Source organism: Caballeronia sp. LZ062 (genome assembly GCF_031450785.1).
Lineage (GTDB): Bacteria > Pseudomonadota > Gammaproteobacteria > Burkholderiales > Burkholderiaceae > Caballeronia.
Window position 1 is genome coordinate 460,592 of record NZ_JARTWB010000003.1, and the last position, 15,591, is coordinate 476,182.

Annotated in this window: 14 protein-coding genes; 11 read left to right on the forward strand and 3 right to left on the reverse strand. The window is 64.5% G+C overall.

Annotated features, from left to right (window positions below; translation table 11 throughout):
* Positions 1-67: 67 nt before the first annotated feature.
* Positions 68-2,314 (reverse strand): polysaccharide biosynthesis tyrosine autokinase, encoded by a 2,247-nt coding sequence (locus P9239_RS22260; RefSeq protein WP_309754925.1) that lies wholly within the window; start codon positions 2,312-2,314, stop codon positions 68-70.
* Between the two features lie 546 nt (positions 2,315-2,860).
* Between P9239_RS22260 and P9239_RS22265 the strand changes: the two genes are divergently transcribed.
* The 6 genes from P9239_RS22265 to P9239_RS22290 all read left to right on the forward strand — a co-directional run bounded on the left by P9239_RS22265 (position 2,861) and on the right by P9239_RS22290 (position 8,096).
* Positions 2,861-3,475, forward strand: a complete 615-nt coding sequence (locus tag P9239_RS22265; RefSeq protein WP_309754928.1) for a DJ-1/PfpI family protein — start codon at positions 2,861-2,863, stop codon at positions 3,473-3,475.
* A 191-nt stretch (positions 3,476-3,666) separates the two neighbouring features.
* Positions 3,667-4,092, forward strand: a complete 426-nt coding sequence (locus P9239_RS22270) for an NUDIX domain-containing protein (RefSeq protein WP_309754932.1) — start codon at positions 3,667-3,669, stop codon at positions 4,090-4,092.
* 130 nt (positions 4,093-4,222) lie between these two features.
* Positions 4,223-5,257, forward strand: a complete 1,035-nt coding sequence (locus tag P9239_RS22275) for a PDDEXK nuclease domain-containing protein (protein WP_309754935.1) — start codon at positions 4,223-4,225, stop codon at positions 5,255-5,257.
* Between the two features lie 105 nt (positions 5,258-5,362).
* A complete protein-coding gene (locus P9239_RS22280; RefSeq protein ID WP_309754937.1) occupies positions 5,363-7,270 on the forward strand; it encodes a DNA-binding protein in 1,908 nt (635 codons plus the stop codon).
* Between the two features lie 76 nt (positions 7,271-7,346).
* Complete coding sequence (locus P9239_RS22285; RefSeq protein WP_309754939.1) at positions 7,347-7,733, forward strand: ester cyclase; 387 nt, start codon at positions 7,347-7,349, stop codon at positions 7,731-7,733.
* A gap of 12 nt (positions 7,734-7,745) precedes the next feature.
* A complete protein-coding gene (locus P9239_RS22290; protein WP_309754942.1) occupies positions 7,746-8,096 on the forward strand; it encodes a hypothetical protein in 351 nt (116 codons plus the stop codon).
* A 17-nt stretch (positions 8,097-8,113) separates the two neighbouring features.
* Here P9239_RS22290 and P9239_RS22295 read toward each other — a convergent pair whose 3' ends face one another.
* Together P9239_RS22295 and P9239_RS22300 are read right to left on the reverse strand one after the other, a co-directional pair.
* Complete coding sequence (locus P9239_RS22295) at positions 8,114-9,667, reverse strand: MFS transporter (protein ID WP_309754945.1); 1,554 nt, start codon at positions 9,665-9,667, stop codon at positions 8,114-8,116.
* Positions 9,664-10,170, reverse strand: coding sequence for a MerR family transcriptional regulator (locus tag P9239_RS22300; protein ID WP_309754948.1), 507 nt, complete (start codon positions 10,168-10,170; stop codon positions 9,664-9,666). The genes P9239_RS22295 and P9239_RS22300 overlap by 4 nt, the downstream gene beginning before the upstream one ends.
* Before the next feature lie 185 nt (positions 10,171-10,355).
* Here P9239_RS22300 and pssA point away from each other — a divergent pair, with 185 nt between their 5' ends.
* The 5 genes from pssA to P9239_RS22325 all read left to right on the forward strand — a co-directional run bounded on the left by pssA (position 10,356) and on the right by P9239_RS22325 (position 15,442).
* Positions 10,356-10,964: a CDP-diacylglycerol--serine O-phosphatidyltransferase gene (gene pssA / locus P9239_RS22305; RefSeq protein WP_309754951.1), complete on the forward strand. Its 609-nt coding sequence runs from the start codon at positions 10,356-10,358 to the stop codon at positions 10,962-10,964.
* Positions 10,965-11,138: 174 nt separating this feature from the next.
* On the forward strand, positions 11,139-12,059 hold the full coding sequence (locus P9239_RS22310) for a DUF3034 family protein (RefSeq protein ID WP_309754953.1): 921 nt from the start codon (positions 11,139-11,141) through the stop codon (positions 12,057-12,059).
* A 2-nt stretch (positions 12,060-12,061) separates the two neighbouring features.
* Entirely contained in the window at positions 12,062-12,493 is a 432-nt protein-coding gene (locus P9239_RS22315) for a group 1 truncated hemoglobin (protein WP_309754955.1), read from the forward strand.
* Positions 12,490-13,101, forward strand: coding sequence for a methylamine utilization protein (locus tag P9239_RS22320; RefSeq protein ID WP_309754958.1), 612 nt, complete (start codon positions 12,490-12,492; stop codon positions 13,099-13,101). Before P9239_RS22315 ends, P9239_RS22320 begins: the two co-directional genes overlap by 4 nt.
* A 1-nt stretch (position 13,102) precedes the next feature.
* Complete coding sequence (locus P9239_RS22325; protein WP_309754961.1) at positions 13,103-15,442, forward strand: EAL domain-containing protein; 2,340 nt, start codon at positions 13,103-13,105, stop codon at positions 15,440-15,442.
* Positions 15,443-15,591: the final 149 nt, after the last annotated feature.

Here is a 15,591-nt window from a genome sequence, read left to right on the forward strand (position 1 = left end):
TGGGTGATGCCAACGTTTCGTGTGCTGTGGCCCGGCCACGCGGGGCCGGGACGTCACATGAATGCGCTCACTCGGGTGCGGACTCGTAGTTGTGCGCGACATACGCGCTGCTGCCGTAGCGGCCCGCAAGCGCCTTGTTCGCCGTGTGCAGCGACACGCCGTTGAGCAGCACGCCGGTCACGCGCGCGCCGGTCTGATTGAGCCGCTTCATCGCTTCCTTGATTTCGCCGACGCGCGTGCGCCCATAGAGCGAGACGAGGAAGATGGAGCCCGCCGCCGGGGCGATCGCGCCGGCATCCGATACGGCGAGCACGGCGGCGGCGTCCACCAGTACGATGTCGTAGCTTCGCGACGCATCCGCGATCACCTCGCGATACTTCGTGCTCAGCAGCAGTTCCGCCGGGCTCGCGGGGTACGGTCCGCCTTGCAGCACGTCGAGATTCGGCAAGACGTTGCGATGCACCGAGTCGTCGAACGTATGCGTGCCGAGCAGAATGTTCGCGAGCCCCGGCCCCTGCTGAATGCCGAACTGCCGATGCAGATAGCCTTTGCGCAAGTCGGCGTCGATCAGAAGTACGCGCGTGCCGCCCGACGCCAGCACCGTGGCGAGATTCGCGGACAGAAACGACTTGCCGACGCCCGGCAGCGGCCCCGCGATCATGACGACGTTGTTGCGCGCGCCGACGAGCGTGAACTGAAGCGCCGAGCGCAGAATGCGCAATGCTTCGACAGTCGGGTCTTTCGGGAACTGCGCGGCGAGCACCGCCTGACGCGGCGACGTCCCGTTCACGACGCTCGAAAGCGCCGGCTGACGCGCGCTCTGCGGAATCGTCGCGAACACGCTGAGACCCGTTTCGATCTCGATTTCCTGCGTATCGGTGACGCCTCGGAAGATGCGGTCGAGCAGCATCGCGAGGCCCACGGCCGCGAACAGGCCGAGCGCGAGCGCGACGGCGAACGCGAGCCACTTGATCGGCTTCACCGGCAGTTCCGGCACCTCGGCGGTGTCGATCAGCTGAACCGACGCGGCCTTGCCCGCCTTGATGAGCATCATCTCTTCGATGTTGTTGCGCAGCGCCGTGTACAGGTCCGTGCTCACGCGGACGTTGCGCAGGAGGCGCAGCGCGCCTTGCTCTTCCATCGGCATGGAACGCGTGCGGTCGTTCAGCTTGGCGAGAAACTGTTCCGTCGCGGCAATCTGTTTGTCGATCGCGACGATTCTCGGGTGCGCGCTGGAGAACGTCGTCGACAGCTCGTCGCGCGAATGGCGCAAGGTCAGCAGTTGCGTGTTCGCGTCGACGGTCTGCTTGAGCAGCAGGCGATTCGCTTCATCGGTATCGAGCAGCGAGTTCCTGTCGCGATAGGTGTTGTACGCGTTTTCGGCGTCTTCCATCTGGCGCTTGAGGACCGGCAACTGGCGCTGCAGATAGGTGAGCGAATTCTCTGCAATCACGGCCTTGCGGTCGCCATTGAGCCGCACGTACTGCCGGCCGATCTCGTTGATGGTCGCCGCGACCTGCACTGCGTCGGCGCTTTCGAGCGTCGCCTTCAGCACGCTCGATTTGTTTCCCTGCTCGCTGATCTTCATCTGATTCTGGATCGCGTCGATAGTCAGTTGACGCGAGTCGTGCACGACATCGAAGCCGACGCCCGGGTTGCCGCGCAGCGCGGTGACGAGCAGGCGCACCGGCCCTTTCGCCGTCTGCACGAGCAGCACTTCGCCGACCGTGCCGATGACCGGCGTGCCGAGCGCGGGGTTGCTCAGTTCGTACTGTCCGTTCTTGCGCGCCGTCACCGTGAACTTGCTGCCTTCGAGCTGGCGCGGCACGTCGAAGTCGGGGACGGTGATGGATTCGTCGCCCCACGCGTAATCGCCGAAACCGAGGAAGCCCGGCTCCGACAGCTCGCCGTTGTGATGCGAGAACCGGTTGCCGAAGATCGGCAGGCGCCGCGGCTCGGCGCTGATATAGAGCTTGAGCGCATCGACCGCGCGCGAGATGACGAGCTTCGAGCCCAGCACCTGCATTTCGCCTTCCGCCGACGAGCGATCGTCGAGCGTCGGCAGCATGTTGCTCAGCGGATCGCCGGGACGCGAATTCGACACGTCCTTGTTGTCCTCGACCTTGATCAGAATGGCAGACCGATAGATCGGCGGGCTGAGATAAGCGTAAGCCGCGCCGAGCAGCAGCGCGAAGATCACCACCATCGCAATCAGCACGCGGTGGTTGATCACCGTGTCGATCAACGAGGCAAAAGGAATCTCGTCGTCGGTTTCGGTAGCGGCTTCGTCGGACGTTCTGGCTTTGGCAATCATGTTAAGCAGTTCCGGGCGCTTATAGTCGGTTGAAACGGCGAGGAAGAGACTTTTGAAGCGGATACTTAGGGATGCGTTTCTAAGGAAAGCAAATGATTGTTCTTTGTATGCGTCAGCGAAATCGCGCGTGACGCAACCGTATCAGTCTGCATTTGACGGGTATGCGCGGAACCCCACACTCGCGCTCGCGGTATGTCGGACGGCGAATTGATCTGCCTGAAGAATGCGTTCTTCCGCGCCCGTTTAGTTAATTCGGGTTGCTAATGCAAGTGCATTTGCGTCGGTATTTGTACCGAGAGCCTTTCCATCTAACGAATTGGGCGCATTTAACTGGCCGTGACGACTTTCGTATTTAATGCGGCCAAGTATTTCGGAAGCGCTTGAATTGAACGCCTGTGCGAAACTGATCGTCGGAAGAATGAACGCGGTCATTGCGTAAGTTCGGATGACGTAACAAATGAGCGGCGCCCGATGCAAACGAGCAGTTGTTGGCATCCACCTGCGGCTTTAGTATGCGAATTCTCCCGTGCCGATAATCTCGCCTCCATGCACATCGCCATTCTTACCTTCGAAGGCTTCAACGAACTCGACTCGCTGATCGCGCTCGGCATCCTCAGCCGGGTCAGGAAGCCGGGATGGACGGTGTCGATTGCAAGCCCCTCGGCCGAAGTGCGCTCGATGAACGGCGTCGTGCTGAAGGCGCAGGCGTCGCTCGAAGACGCGGCGCGTGCGGATGCCGTGATCGTCGGCAGCGGGATGCTCACGAGGGAAGTCGTCGCGGATGCGGGCTTGATGGCGCGGCTTGCGCTCGATCCGGCGCGTCAGCTCGTCGGCGCGCAGTGCTCGGGCACGCTGCTGCTCGCGAAGCTCGGCTTGCTTCAGGACGTGCCGGCCTGCACCGATCTCACGACCAAACCCTGGGTTCAGGAAGCAGGCGTCGCCGTTCTCGAACAGCCGTTTTTCGCGCGCGGCAATGTTGCGACGGCGGGCGGCTGCCTCGCGTCCCAATATCTCGCGGCGTGGGTCATCGCGCGGCTCGCGGGCGCCGACGCGGCGAAAGCCGCCCTGCACTACGTGGCGCCCGTGGGCGAAAAGGACGCCTACGTGGACCGGGCAATGGGCAACGTCACGCCCTATCTGGAAGTGGCGGGCGTCGCGTGAGCCGGCTTCGGGCAGGCGCTTGCGCGACGCGTCGGACGCCCGGCTTATGCGCTCATCTGCCGAAAAGAGCGGCATAACCGGTTGCGCCGCGCGGCGGTTATGCGTTACAAACAAACGACCGTCAGCGGCCGCAACGCTGAACGGGCAGCCGCGCGAACGGGGCGACGCGGCATTCATCTGGAGACGGGGACATGAGGGTTCGGGCGACGGTGTTGCTGGTTCGCCAACACGCAGTGCTGCTAGTCAAGGAACGCGGAGGCCCGTGGTTCTTGCCGGGCGGCGAGGTCGGTCACGGCGAACTGGCGATGAGCGCGGCGATCAGGGAGCTTTACGAAGAAACCGGCGCGGAAGCCAGCGCCGCAGCGTTTCTATGGCAGCACGTGTCGGCGCAGCACGTGCATCACGTCTATCGCGTGGCGATTCCGGCCGACGTGCGCCCTCATGCGAACTACCGCGCGGGCATTGACGAAGTGCGCTGGGTCGAGCTGTCGCAGCTCGCCAGCATGCCGGTCACGCCGGGCACGCGCGCCATTCTGAACCGCGCGGCCGGCGGCGGCGCGACGCGCTCGTCGTGGCGCGACATCGGCGCGGGTCCTGGAGCGTCGGCGGGTTTCTGAGGCGCGAAAGCCGCGTCGTCCGGCTTGCGCTACGATCGCCACTGCGCGCCACCGGATTGTCTCCGCGCCGCGGAGACATATCGGCGAGCGTGCGATCCCGCGCTTCCTGGCCGATCCCGAACCGCATCTTATGAGCGACCTCATTCCTTCTTCGCTTCTCGACGAAGTCCGCCAACTGATCGATTCCGCGCGCGAACGCGCGGCCGCCGCCGTCAACGCGGAACTGACGCTGCTCTACTGGCAGGTCGGAAACCGCGTTCGCACCGAAGTGCTGCGCGGCGCGCGCGCCGAATACGGGCGGCAAGTGGTCGCCACGCTGGCGCGCGAATTGAGCGCGCGCTACGGGCGCGGCTGGAGCGAAAAGCAGCTGCGCCACTGCATGCGGCTCGCGGAGATCTTTCCCGACGAGCCGAAAGTCTCCGCAGTGCGGAGACATTTGAGCTGGACGCATCTCAAGACCCTCATTTATATCGACGATCCGCTCAAGCGCGACTTCTATATCGAACTGGCGCGTGTCGAGCGATGGTCGTCGCGGCAACTGCAGGAACGCATCCATTCGATGCTGTTCGAGCGCAGCGCCATTTCGCGTCAGCCGGACGCCGCCATCGCGCAGGACATTGCCGTCATGCGCGACGAAGGGCGCGTCGAACCCGCGACGCTCCTGAAAGACCCGTATGTGCTCGATTTTCTCGGGCTGAACGACCATTACCTCGAGAAGGATCTCGAAGACGCGATTCTTCGCGAGATGGAGCAGTTCCTTCTCGAACTCGGCGCGGGATTCACGTTCGTCGCGCGGCAGAAGCGCCTTCAGATCGACGACGACGATTTCTACATCGACCTGCTGTTCTATAACCGCAAGCTGCGGCGCCTCGTCGCCATCGAACTGAAGCTCGGCGCGTTCAAGGCGGAGTACAAGAGTCAGATGGAGCTGTATCTGCGCTGGCTCGCGAAACACGAGCAGGAACCGGACGAACTGCCGCCCCTCGGCATCATTCTGTGCGCGGGCAAGAAGCAGGAGCAGATCGAGCTGCTGGAACTCAACAAGAGCGGCATTCATGTCGCGGAATACCTGACCGTGCTGCCGCCGCGCGAGACGCTGCAGGCGAAGCTGCATCAGTCGATTCAGGCCGCGCGGTCGCGTCTTTTGGACCACGAACCGGACTGAAGCGTGCCTTCATCCGATGAAAGCGGGGCGCGAGCGCCAACTTGTTGGATAATCCTATCTTTCGTCTGGCAAGTCGTTGCCCGATGCCTGTAATTCGAGGCGCCTATGTTCACAGAAGCAGACAACATCACCGAAGAAGAGATCATTTCGACCGTTCAACGTCTGACCGATGCCGGTCGTCCGGTGTCGCCCGTGACGGTCTGGTCGGAACTGCCGGAGTCGCGTCGCGGTTCGATCGTATCCGTTGCCGCCGCGCTGGAGCGCTGGCGCGACGCCCGGCAGCCCGCAATGCCCGCCGCGCAATTCCCGGCCCACATGCCGCAGGAATTCGCCGACGCGCTGATGAGCGCCGCGCATCGGCTGAGACAGGCGTCGTGGGACGAGGCGCAGAGCGCGATCGCGCATCGCGCCGACATGCTCGGGCAACGGCTCCAGACCGCGCTTTCCGAACGCGACGAGGCGCTCGCCATCTACCAGCAGACGGAGGGCGATGCCGCGAAAAGCCGCCGGCAACTGGAAGAGTTGATGCACGCACTGCGCGCGTCGGAAGAAGCCGTCGCGCGTCTGCAAGGCCAGCAGAACGCGGCGAACGAACGCGCCGAGGCCGCCGAATCGCGCGCGGGCGAACTCGCGCAGCGTGTCTCGGCGCAGGACGCCGAACTGAGCGCGGCGCGACTTTCACTCGACGGAGAGCGCAGGGCGCGCGAGGCGTCGAGCGCCGAACTCGCGAGCAGAAGCGAAGAACTCGCGAGCATCGCTCGTGAGCGCGACGAAGTGCGCCAGCACCACGCGGCGACGTCGCAGGAACTGGAGCGTGTCTCGCAGGAAGCCAGCGCAGCGGCGGCGCGCGCCGAAGCGGCGACCGCGCAGGCCGGCGAGAACGCCGCGCGCGTGACCACGCTCGAAGCCGAACTGGAAACCGCGCGCAACGCGCTCGCCAGCGAACGCGAGGCGGGCGCCGCGCGCGCGACCGAAGCCTCCGCCCGCGACGAAGCGTTGCAGCGCGCCACGCACGAACTGGACGAAGCCCGCGCGGGTATCGACGAGAGTCAGACGCGCATTGCGATGTTGGAGACCGAACTCGCGGCGCAGCGCGAAATGAGCGCGGCGGCAGCCGGCGCGCAGGAAGCGTTGCAGCACGCCACGCGCGAACTCGAGGCAGCACGCGCCAACATCGCGACCCTGGAGCCGGAACTCGCGACGCTGCGCGAAACGAGCGCGGCGCACAGCGCGCAGGCATCGGCGGCGCAGGATGCATTGCAACACGCGACGCGCGAACTGGACGAAGCACGCGCTCAGATCAGCGAGAGCCACGCGCGCATCGCGGCGCTGGAGTCCGAATTGACCACGCAGCGCGAGGCAAACGCGGCGCAAAGCGCACAGGCATCCGCTGCCCAGGAGGCGTTGCAGCATGCCGCGCGCGAACTCGATGAAGCCCGCGCCCGCATCGACGCGATCACCGAAGAGAGGAACGTCGCGCAGGGCGAACTGGCGCGCGTGTCGCAGGAAGCGGCCGCCGCGCTCGCCCGTGCCGACGAAGCGCAGCAGCACGCCGCGTCGCTCACGCAGCAACTCGCCGAGCGCGAGAAGAGCGAGGCCGCAATCCGTGACGAACTGCGCGATCACAAAATCGCGTTGCAGACGGCGGGCGCGGCCAAGGAAGAAGAAATCGCGGCATTGCAGCGCCGCATCTCCGCGCAGGCGCAGACGCATTCGAAGGCCTACGACGAGCTTCGCGCCAACGCGGAGCAGTGGGTCACGTATGCGCGCGATCTGAAGCAGCGGCTCGACGTGGCGAACGAGAAGATTCTCTTTATCGATGCCCGCAGCACCGGCGAAGTCGCGCTGCTGCGCCGTCTTTCGACCGAACTGGAGCGCCTGAAGCCGGATCACGAACTCGTCTTCCGCGAGGCGCAGCAGAAGGTGATCGGCGAGAAGATCGCGCAGCAGCTTGCGCAGAAGGGTTATCGGTACGATCCCACGACGGCTGTGATGTCGAAGATAGAAGGCTGACGCACCGCGGGTCGCGCACCGCTTCGTCGCGTCGAGGCGGTGCTCGCGGTTCCCGCCGCGCACAGGAGCCACGCATATGGAACGCAGCGGCCTCGCGGACATCTACCGCGATTACATCGCGTGCCTGAACGAGCAGAACTGGCCGATGCTCGGCGCATTCGTTCACGACGACGTGATCCACAACGGTACGCGCATCGGACTCGCGGGCTACCGGGACATGCTCGAACGCGACTTCGCGCAGATTCCGGATCTTCGCTTCGATATCCGGCTGCTGACCGCCGATCCGCCTTTCGTCGGGAGCCGGCTGTTGTTCGACTGCACGCCGAAGCAGCACTTCATGGGGCTGCGCATCGACGGCCGGCGTGTTTCGTTCGCAGAGAACGTGTTCTACGAATTCCGCGAGCGCAAGATCGCGCAGGTGTGGTCCGTGATCGACAAAGCCGCAATCGAAGCGCAACTCTGAACCGCCGCCCTCATGCTGACAATCGACGCATCCTGCCATTGCGGCGCCATCCGCTTCACGCTTGCGGCCGCGCCCGCCGAAATCAACGAATGCGATTGTTCGCTCTGCCGCCGTTATGGCGCGCGATGGGCGTACTACGCGCTCTCGCATGTCCGCTTCGCGCCCGACTGCGGCCCGACCGACGTGTACATGTGGGGCCCGCGCCGGCTCGAATTTCATCGCTGCGCCGCGTGCGGATGCATGACGCACTGGCGCGCCGTCGACGTCCATCGCCCGGTCATGGGCATCAACACGCGGATGATGCCGCCCGAGGCCGTCGCCGGGGCGCGCGTGCTTCATAACGGGCAGGCCGCCGACACTTGATGCGCTGACGCGCCGATTCAGTCAATCTGCTTCTGCCACACGGCGATCGCGCTCGCGCACAGCGCAACGCCGATCAGAAAATAGAAGCCGTCGAGCGAACTAAGAAAGCTCGCTTGCTGCGTGACCATGCGTCCCACTTCCGCGAGCGCCAGACTTTTTGCCTGCGCCACGCCGTAGCCGAGCGCCTCGAATCCGCCCGTCAACTTCTCGTACGTGGTCTGGAACATCGGGTTGAACGCGTTCACGGATTCCGCGAGCCGCGCCTCGTGCAACGCCATGCGATGCTGTTCGAGGATGATGATCGTCGCCGTCGAGAACGAATACGTCAGTTGCTTGACGATGTTCTTGAAGCGGTAGCCGTGATTGAACTCTTCGATTGCGAACAGCCGAAACGTCACATTCGCGACCGGCAGCGCGATGAACAGCAGCAACAGGCCGCGCAGCACGAGCGGCGCAACGAGCCATTGCATGCTGACATCCGGCGGCATGCTCACCATCCAGGCGCCGACGAACGCGGCGAGCAGAAACCCCGGCACGATCATCCATTTCTTGTGCGTGATGCGCGCCGAAAAGCGGAAATACACGAAGGCCATCACGACCGCGAAGAGCGACGAGAGCCCCACGAGCCGCCCCGCGTTTTCAACGGGATAGCGCAGCCCGCCTTCGAGAAAGCGCGAGACGAGAAAGCTCATCGCGTTGCTGACGTAGTAGAACGCGATATACAGCATGATGCCCGCGCGAAAGGTCTTCTCGCGCAGCGCGTGCAGCCGGAGCAGCGGCTGCGGATGGTGCCACTGGTGCCACACGAACCAGCCGAGCGACAAAAGCCCCGCGACAGTCAGCACGATCAATTCGGGCGACGTGCTGAACAGCTCGAAGCGCACTTGCTGCATCACGATCTGCAGCGCGCCCTGCGCGAACGCAAAGATGATGTACGGCCAGAAGTGCGCATCGCCGCGTTGCTCGCGCTGCACGTGGCCCGTGTGCGGCACCGCGAGCAAGGCGAATACGCCCATTGCGACGCCGCCCGCCGCGCCGCAAGCGAAGAGGGCGCGCCAGCCGAACCACGCGACGAAGTAACCGCCGATCAGCGGCGCGAGTCCGCTGCCGAGCAGGATCATCAAGAGGAAATAGCGCACGGCGGTCGCGCGCCGTTGCGGCGTGATCTGCGTCTGAATCAGGATGCGGCACGCGCTCATCATCGGGCCGATGAAATAGCCCTGAAAGCCGCGCGCGAACGCCAGTTCCAGCGACGATTCCGACGCGGCAGCCGCCACCGCGCCCGCCGCGAACAGCAGCAGACAGCCGCCCACATAGCGCCGGTAGCCGAGCCGCTCGACCCACCACTGCTGCTGGAGAATGCCGAGCACCGAGGCGACGGCATACGCGCTCGACGCCCATACGAGTTCGTCCGCCGATGCATTGATGCCGCCCGCGATATAGCTCGTGAAGAAGGAGAACACCGCGTTATCGAAATAGTCGAGGCCGGTCGCGAGCGCGATGGCCCACGGGAAGGCTTCGTCGAGCAGGCGCGAGGCGAACGGACTGCGGGAAAGCGGCACGGCGCTCATTCGGCGGCGTCCTCGCTGCCATGAGGATTGCGCCGGCGCCGCGCCGCGAACCGCTCTTCGAGCAGCGTTTCCTGCGCTTCGCCGGCGATACGCCGCCGGATGTAGTCGAGGTCGTCGCCGAGTTCGCTGCGCACGGCCTGCGCTTCCTTCAGTTCCCGCCGGACGCTCGCGATGCGCGCGTCGAGCGCCTCGACCTGCTGCGCGAGCGCCGCTTCGATCTCCCGCAGCGATTCGCTGGAATAACCTTTGCGTCCGTCGCCGATGGGTTCGACCGGCCGCTTGAGCAACTCCACGATGCCTTGCAGCGAGAACCCGAGCGAGCGCAGCCGCAGGATGCGCGCGAACCGTTCGAGGTCCTGCTCGCTGTAAAGCCGGTAACGCCCCTCGCTGCGGCTCGGCGCGACGAGCCCGCGCTCCTCGTAGTACTTCAGCGTGCGAGGCGTGACATTCAGACGCTCGGCGGCGGCGCGGATGGTGAGCAGCGCGGGTTTCGTGGAAGACATGGCAGGGCGCACTGAATGACGGCAACCGGCATTATATCGTCAACCTGTACGTTCACGTTCATGTTGACGCGAGCCGGGCCGAATGAGGGCGCGATGATAGACTTGAACCCGATCCGAGGCCGCCGCGCCAGGCACAGCCGGCCGCTCGACTCAAAACGACCGACATACCGCGAAGATAAAAAGGCATGAAACGTTTCTCGATGATCCGGGATTTCCACCTGGCCGACTGGTTCACGCTCGGCAACGCCATCTGCGGCACGGGCGCGCTCTTCTCGACGATGAGCTACATCGACGACGCCGACGTCCTGCATATTTATCTGGCGTGCGCGCTCGTGTTCGCGGCGCTCGTGTTCGACGTGCTCGACGGGCGCATCGCGCGCTGGCGGCAAAAGGCGTCGCTGCTCGGCAAGGAACTGGATTCGCTCGCGGACGTCATCTCGTTCGGCGTCGCACCCGCGATCATCGGCTATGGATTCGGCATGCGCGGCCTCTACGATCGCGTGGTGCTCGCGTATTTCGTCGCGTGCGGCGTGTCGCGGCTGGCGCGCTATAACGTGACGACCGAGGAAATGTCGGGCGGCACCGGCAAGGTCACGCACTTCGAGGGCACGCCGATACCGACATCGTTCGCCATCGTGCTGATGCTCGCCATCGCCGCAGCGTTCGGCGCGCTTGGGCCGCATATGTGGTTCGGCGAATGGCGTATCGCGGGATTCACGCTGCATCCGCTCGTGCTGGTCTACGCGCTTTCCGGCTCGCTGATGATCAGCCGTATCCGCATTCCGAAGCCGTAGCGCTGCGTCCGCCGCTATCAAGTTTCATTTTCCCCCGCCGTATACACGTGGATGAATGGCGCCGCCCGCTGCGGGCGCGCCGCCCAGACGCCGAGGCTCGCCGCGCTTTGCACGCGGCATCCCAGCGCGGCCCACGGGATTCTGACGAACCCGTTTCGAGAGCCCATCCACGCAATGCAATTCAATCGCAAGACTGTGAGTCTCGCCTGCGCCATCGTATGCGCAAGCGCCGGCCTCGCGACCGTATCGACGTCGGCACGCGCCGACGACGCACCCGAAGCGCCGAATGTGCCGCTCACGAGCGGCAAGCTGCTCTTGACCGGCGGCGTGTCGCAGGTCGAGGGCGCGGCGGGCGGCGGCCTCACGCCGTGGGCCGTCATCGGCGGCTACGGCACCGCGCGGCAACTCGGCGCGAATGTTCACGGCACGTATCTCCGCACGCAGGACTACGCGCTCGGCACGTGGGGGCTGACCGTCGGCGTGGCGAACCGCGTCGAACTCTCGCTCGCGCGCCAGCGTTTCGACACGCGCGACGTGGGCGCGCAGCTCGGTCTCGGCAAGAACTACGCGTTCAATCAGGACATCTTCGGCGTGAAAGTGCGTCTGCTCGGCGACGCGGTGCTCGATCAGGACACGTGGCTGCCGCAGATCGCGGCCGGCGTTCAGTTCAAACACAACGAACAAGGCGCGGTGCTGAAGGCCATCGGCGCAGCGAGCAATTCGGGCACGGACTTCTATCTTTCGGCGACCAAGCTGCTGCTCGCGCAGAGCCTGCTGCTCAACGGCACGCTGCGCTTCACGAAAGCGAACCAGTTCGGCTTGCTGGGATTCGGCGGCGACAAATCCAATGCGTATCACCCGGAATTCGAATCGTCGGTGGCGTATTTGCTCACGAAGAACATCGCGATTGGCGGCGAATATCGCATGAAGCCGAACAACCTCTCGTTCGCGCGGGAGCAGGACGCCTACGACGCGTTCATCGCGTGGGCGCCGAACAAGCACATCTCGCTGACGGCGGCGTATGTCGCGCTCGGCGATATCGCGACGATCAAAAATCAGCGCGGGCCGTACGTTTCCTTGCAGGCGGGGTTCTGACGATGATCAAGCTACGCCACGCCGCGCTCGCCGTCTGCGCATTCGCCGCTTTCAGCGGCACCGCTCACGCTACCGACGACACGCTCTATCGCCAGTTCGGAGAGCAGGCCGGGCTCGTCAGAATCGTGGACGATCTGTACACGAATGTGCTCGCCGATCCCCGCACCGCGCCGTACTTCGAGAACGCACCCATCAAGCGCATCAAGACCAAGCTCGTCGAGCAGTTCTGCGTGCTGCTCGGCGGTCCGTGCGAATACACCGGCCGCCCGATGCGGCGCACCCACGAAGGTCAGAACATCGACCGGGCGGCGTTCAACGCGCTCGTCGAAGACTTGCAGGCCGCGATGGACAAGAACGGCGTGCCGTTTCACGCGCAGAACAAGCTGCTCGCGAAACTCGCGCCCATGTACCGCGACGTCCAGGACCGCGAATGACATCACGCCTTATCATCTCTTCCCTGCTGTCCCTGACGGCGCTCTTCGCCGCGTGCGCACACGCGGCGAGCGTGCATGTGCAAGTCGTGGATCAGGCGGGCGCGCCCGTGCCGGATGCCGTCGTGTATGCCGTGCCCGCAAACGGCAAGCTGCCCGCGGCGAAACCGGCCAGCGCCGTCATCGATCAGGTCAAGCGCCGCTTCGTGCCGCTCGTGTCCGTGGTCCAGACGGGCGCATCGGTCACGTTTCCGAACAAGGACAACATCGAGCACGATGTTTATTCGTTCTCGCCGGCGAAGCGCTTCGAGCTGAACCTGTACCACGGCATTCCGGGCGCGCCGGTCGTGTTCGACAAACCCGGCCTCGTCGTGATGGGCTGCAATATTCACGACGCGATGGTCGCGTATCTGCTGATCGTCGATACGCCGTATTTCGCGAAGACCGACGCGAAGGGCGCGGCGACCATCGACAATTTGCCCGCCGATGGCTACAAGCTCATTGCGTGGCACTTCCGCCTGACCGATCCCAACGCGCAGCCCGCGCAGAAGATCAGCGCGGCCTCGGATGTCGCGGCGAAATTCGCGCTGCAACTGAAAGCCGCCGAATAACATGCGCCTGCACAGCCTGCGTGCGCGCATCGCGCTGGTGTTCGTGTTGCTCATGCTCGTCGCGCAGGCGGCGGCGTATGTCGTCATCAATTCGGTGATTCTGAAGAACGCGCACCAGAACGCGGAAGAGCAGTTGTCGGTCGCCGAACGCGTCTTCGGGCAAGTGCTGCGCGGCAACAGCCAGCAGTTGACGCAGGCGGCGAGCGTCGCCGCATCCGACTTCGGTTTTCGCGAAGCGGTGGCGACGCACGACAGCAAGACCGTCGCGTCCGCGTTGCAGAATCACGGCGACCGCATTCACGCGGATATCGTGATGCTCGTCGATCTCGACGGCACGCTGATCGCCGACAGCGGCGGCGCGGGCCATGAGGGCATGGCCTTTCCGTTTCCGCATCTCATCAAGACCGTGGCCCAGAAGGGCGATGCGTCGTCGTTCGGCATGATCGGCGGCAAGGCGTATCAGCTTGTCGCGGTGCCGGTGAAGGCGCCCATTGTCATCGCGTGGGTCGTGATGGGCTTTGCCATCGACGACGCGCTCGCCCGCGAGATGAGCTCGCTGACATCGCTCGATGTGTCGTTCCTCACCGTGGACAAGCGCGGCACATGGGGCGTGCTCGCAAGTTCGCTGCCCGACGCGGCGCGAGCTAATCTGAAAAATCAGGCGCAACTCGCCGACGACGGCTACGCGACGCGCGTGCTGCATCTGCATTCGGAAGGCCAGACCGTCGCCGTTCTGCTGGAGCGTTCGCTCAGCCAGGCGCTCGCACCGTTTCATCGCCTGCAGACGGCGCTTCTCGTCATCACGATGCTAGGCGTGATCATTTCCATTGCAGGCAGCATGTTGACGGCGCGCTCGGTCACGCGCCCGCTCGCGGCGCTCGCGCAGTTCTCGCGGCGCGTCGGGCATGGCGATTACAGCGCGGCCATCGAAGTGCGCCATCAGGACGAAATCGGCGAACTGGCGAGCGCGTTCAATCAGATGCAAGAGGGCATTGTCGAGCGCGAGCGGCGCATCACCGAACTCGCTTACATGGACCGGCTCACGGGCTTGCCGAATCGCGCGCTCTTCGCCGATCGCCTCCAGCAGGCAATTGCGGCGGCGCGCCTCGAAGGCCGCGCGTTGTCCGTGATGATGATGGACCTCGACCGCTTCAAGCTTGTGAATGACACGCTCGGGCATCCTATCGGCGACATGCTGCTGTGCGAAGTCGCGAAGCGCTTGCGTGCGGCGTTGCAGCGGTCCGACGACACGGTCGCGCGTCTGGGCGGCGACGAGTTCGCCGTGCTGCTGCCCGCCGACGATCTGCCGGCGGCGCGCGCAATCGCTACGCGCATGCTGCGCGCGCTCGAAGAGCCGATCATGATCGAAGGCCAGCTTGTGGATGTGGGCGCGAGCATCGGCATTGTCACGTATCCCGAGAACGGCAGCGACATGAACGTGCTCTTGCGACGCGCCGATATCGCGATGTATGTGGCGAAACGCGCGAATCTCGGCTATGCGCTCTACGACGAGCGGCACGACCAGAACAGCGCCGAACGTCTCTCGCTGATGAGCGAATTGCGGCAGGCGGTCGAGCACGATCAGCTCACGCTCTACTATCAGCCGAAGATCGATCTGGCGACGCATCGCGTGAAATATGTCGAGGCGCTGGTGCGCTGGGACCATCCGACGCGCGGGTTCGTGTCGCCGGACCAGTTCATTCCGTTCGCGGAACAGACGGGCTATATCAAGACCGTGTCGCGCTGGGTCGCGGACAAGGCCATCGCGCAGTGCGCGGCATGGCAGGCGCAAGGAATCGAACTCGCGGTGTCCGTGAACGTGTCGGCGCGCGAGCTGATTCAGTCGACGCTGCCGGAGACGTTCCAGAGCCTGCTCGAGCGGCACGGCGTCGCGCCGCAATGGATACGCGTCGAGATCACGGAAAGCGCGATCATGGACGACCCGAATCACGCCATCGAGACACTCGACCGTCTGCATGCCATCGGCATTTCTCTGTCCATCGACGATTTCGGCACCGGCTATTCGTCGCTCACTTATCTGAAGCGCATGCCGGTGGACGAACTGAAGATCGACAAGTCGTTCGTGATGGGCATGACGCATCACAAGGACGACGAGACCATCGTGCGATCCACCATCGATCTCGGGCACAACATGGGACTGAAGGTGGTCGCGGAAGGCGTCGAAAACGAAGCGACGATGCAGTGCCTCCGCGCGCTCGGCTGCGATCTGGCGCAAGGCTTTCATCTGAGCCGTCCGCTGCCGCCCGCGCAGTTAGTCGACTGGCTCGACGGCTGGCGCAGAGAGATCGGCGTCGAGCGGGAACCGTCGCTGTCCGCTTGAGTGGCTTCCGGTTGCGCGACGTGCCCGGCATAACGTAGAACAACGAACGGGCACGACACGCGCAAGCGTTTAGAACATCTTCTATGGACGGCACGCTTCGCGTGTGGCGTGCTTTTCGCGTGCCGCTCCTTCACTCTTCCTGAAACACC

What these genes read in the sequence shown, in the direction of transcription:
- P9239_RS22260 (WP_309754925.1), bottom strand. Translation starts at nt 2,314, where the DNA reads ATGATTGCCAAAGCCAGAACGTCCGACGAAGCCGCTACCGAAACCGAC.
- P9239_RS22265 (WP_309754928.1), top strand. Translation starts at nt 2,861, where the DNA reads ATGCACATCGCCATTCTTACCTTCGAAGGCTTCAACGAACTCGACTCG.
- P9239_RS22270 (WP_309754932.1), top strand. Translation starts at nt 3,667, where the DNA reads ATGAGGGTTCGGGCGACGGTGTTGCTGGTTCGCCAACACGCAGTGCTG.
- P9239_RS22275 (WP_309754935.1), top strand. Translation starts at nt 4,223, where the DNA reads ATGAGCGACCTCATTCCTTCTTCGCTTCTCGACGAAGTCCGCCAACTG.
- P9239_RS22280 (WP_309754937.1), top strand. Translation starts at nt 5,363, where the DNA reads ATGTTCACAGAAGCAGACAACATCACCGAAGAAGAGATCATTTCGACC.
- P9239_RS22285 (WP_309754939.1), top strand. Translation starts at nt 7,347, where the DNA reads ATGGAACGCAGCGGCCTCGCGGACATCTACCGCGATTACATCGCGTGC.
- P9239_RS22290 (WP_309754942.1), top strand. Translation starts at nt 7,746, where the DNA reads ATGCTGACAATCGACGCATCCTGCCATTGCGGCGCCATCCGCTTCACG.
- P9239_RS22295 (WP_309754945.1), bottom strand. Translation starts at nt 9,667, where the DNA reads ATGAGCGCCGTGCCGCTTTCCCGCAGTCCGTTCGCCTCGCGCCTGCTC.
- P9239_RS22300 (WP_309754948.1), bottom strand. Translation starts at nt 10,170, where the DNA reads ATGTCTTCCACGAAACCCGCGCTGCTCACCATCCGCGCCGCCGCCGAG.
- pssA (WP_309754951.1), top strand. Translation starts at nt 10,356, where the DNA reads ATGAAACGTTTCTCGATGATCCGGGATTTCCACCTGGCCGACTGGTTC.
- P9239_RS22310 (WP_309754953.1), top strand. Translation starts at nt 11,139, where the DNA reads ATGCAATTCAATCGCAAGACTGTGAGTCTCGCCTGCGCCATCGTATGC.
- P9239_RS22315 (WP_309754955.1), top strand. Translation starts at nt 12,062, where the DNA reads ATGATCAAGCTACGCCACGCCGCGCTCGCCGTCTGCGCATTCGCCGCT.
- P9239_RS22320 (WP_309754958.1), top strand. Translation starts at nt 12,490, where the DNA reads ATGACATCACGCCTTATCATCTCTTCCCTGCTGTCCCTGACGGCGCTC.
- P9239_RS22325 (WP_309754961.1), top strand. Translation starts at nt 13,103, where the DNA reads ATGCGCCTGCACAGCCTGCGTGCGCGCATCGCGCTGGTGTTCGTGTTG.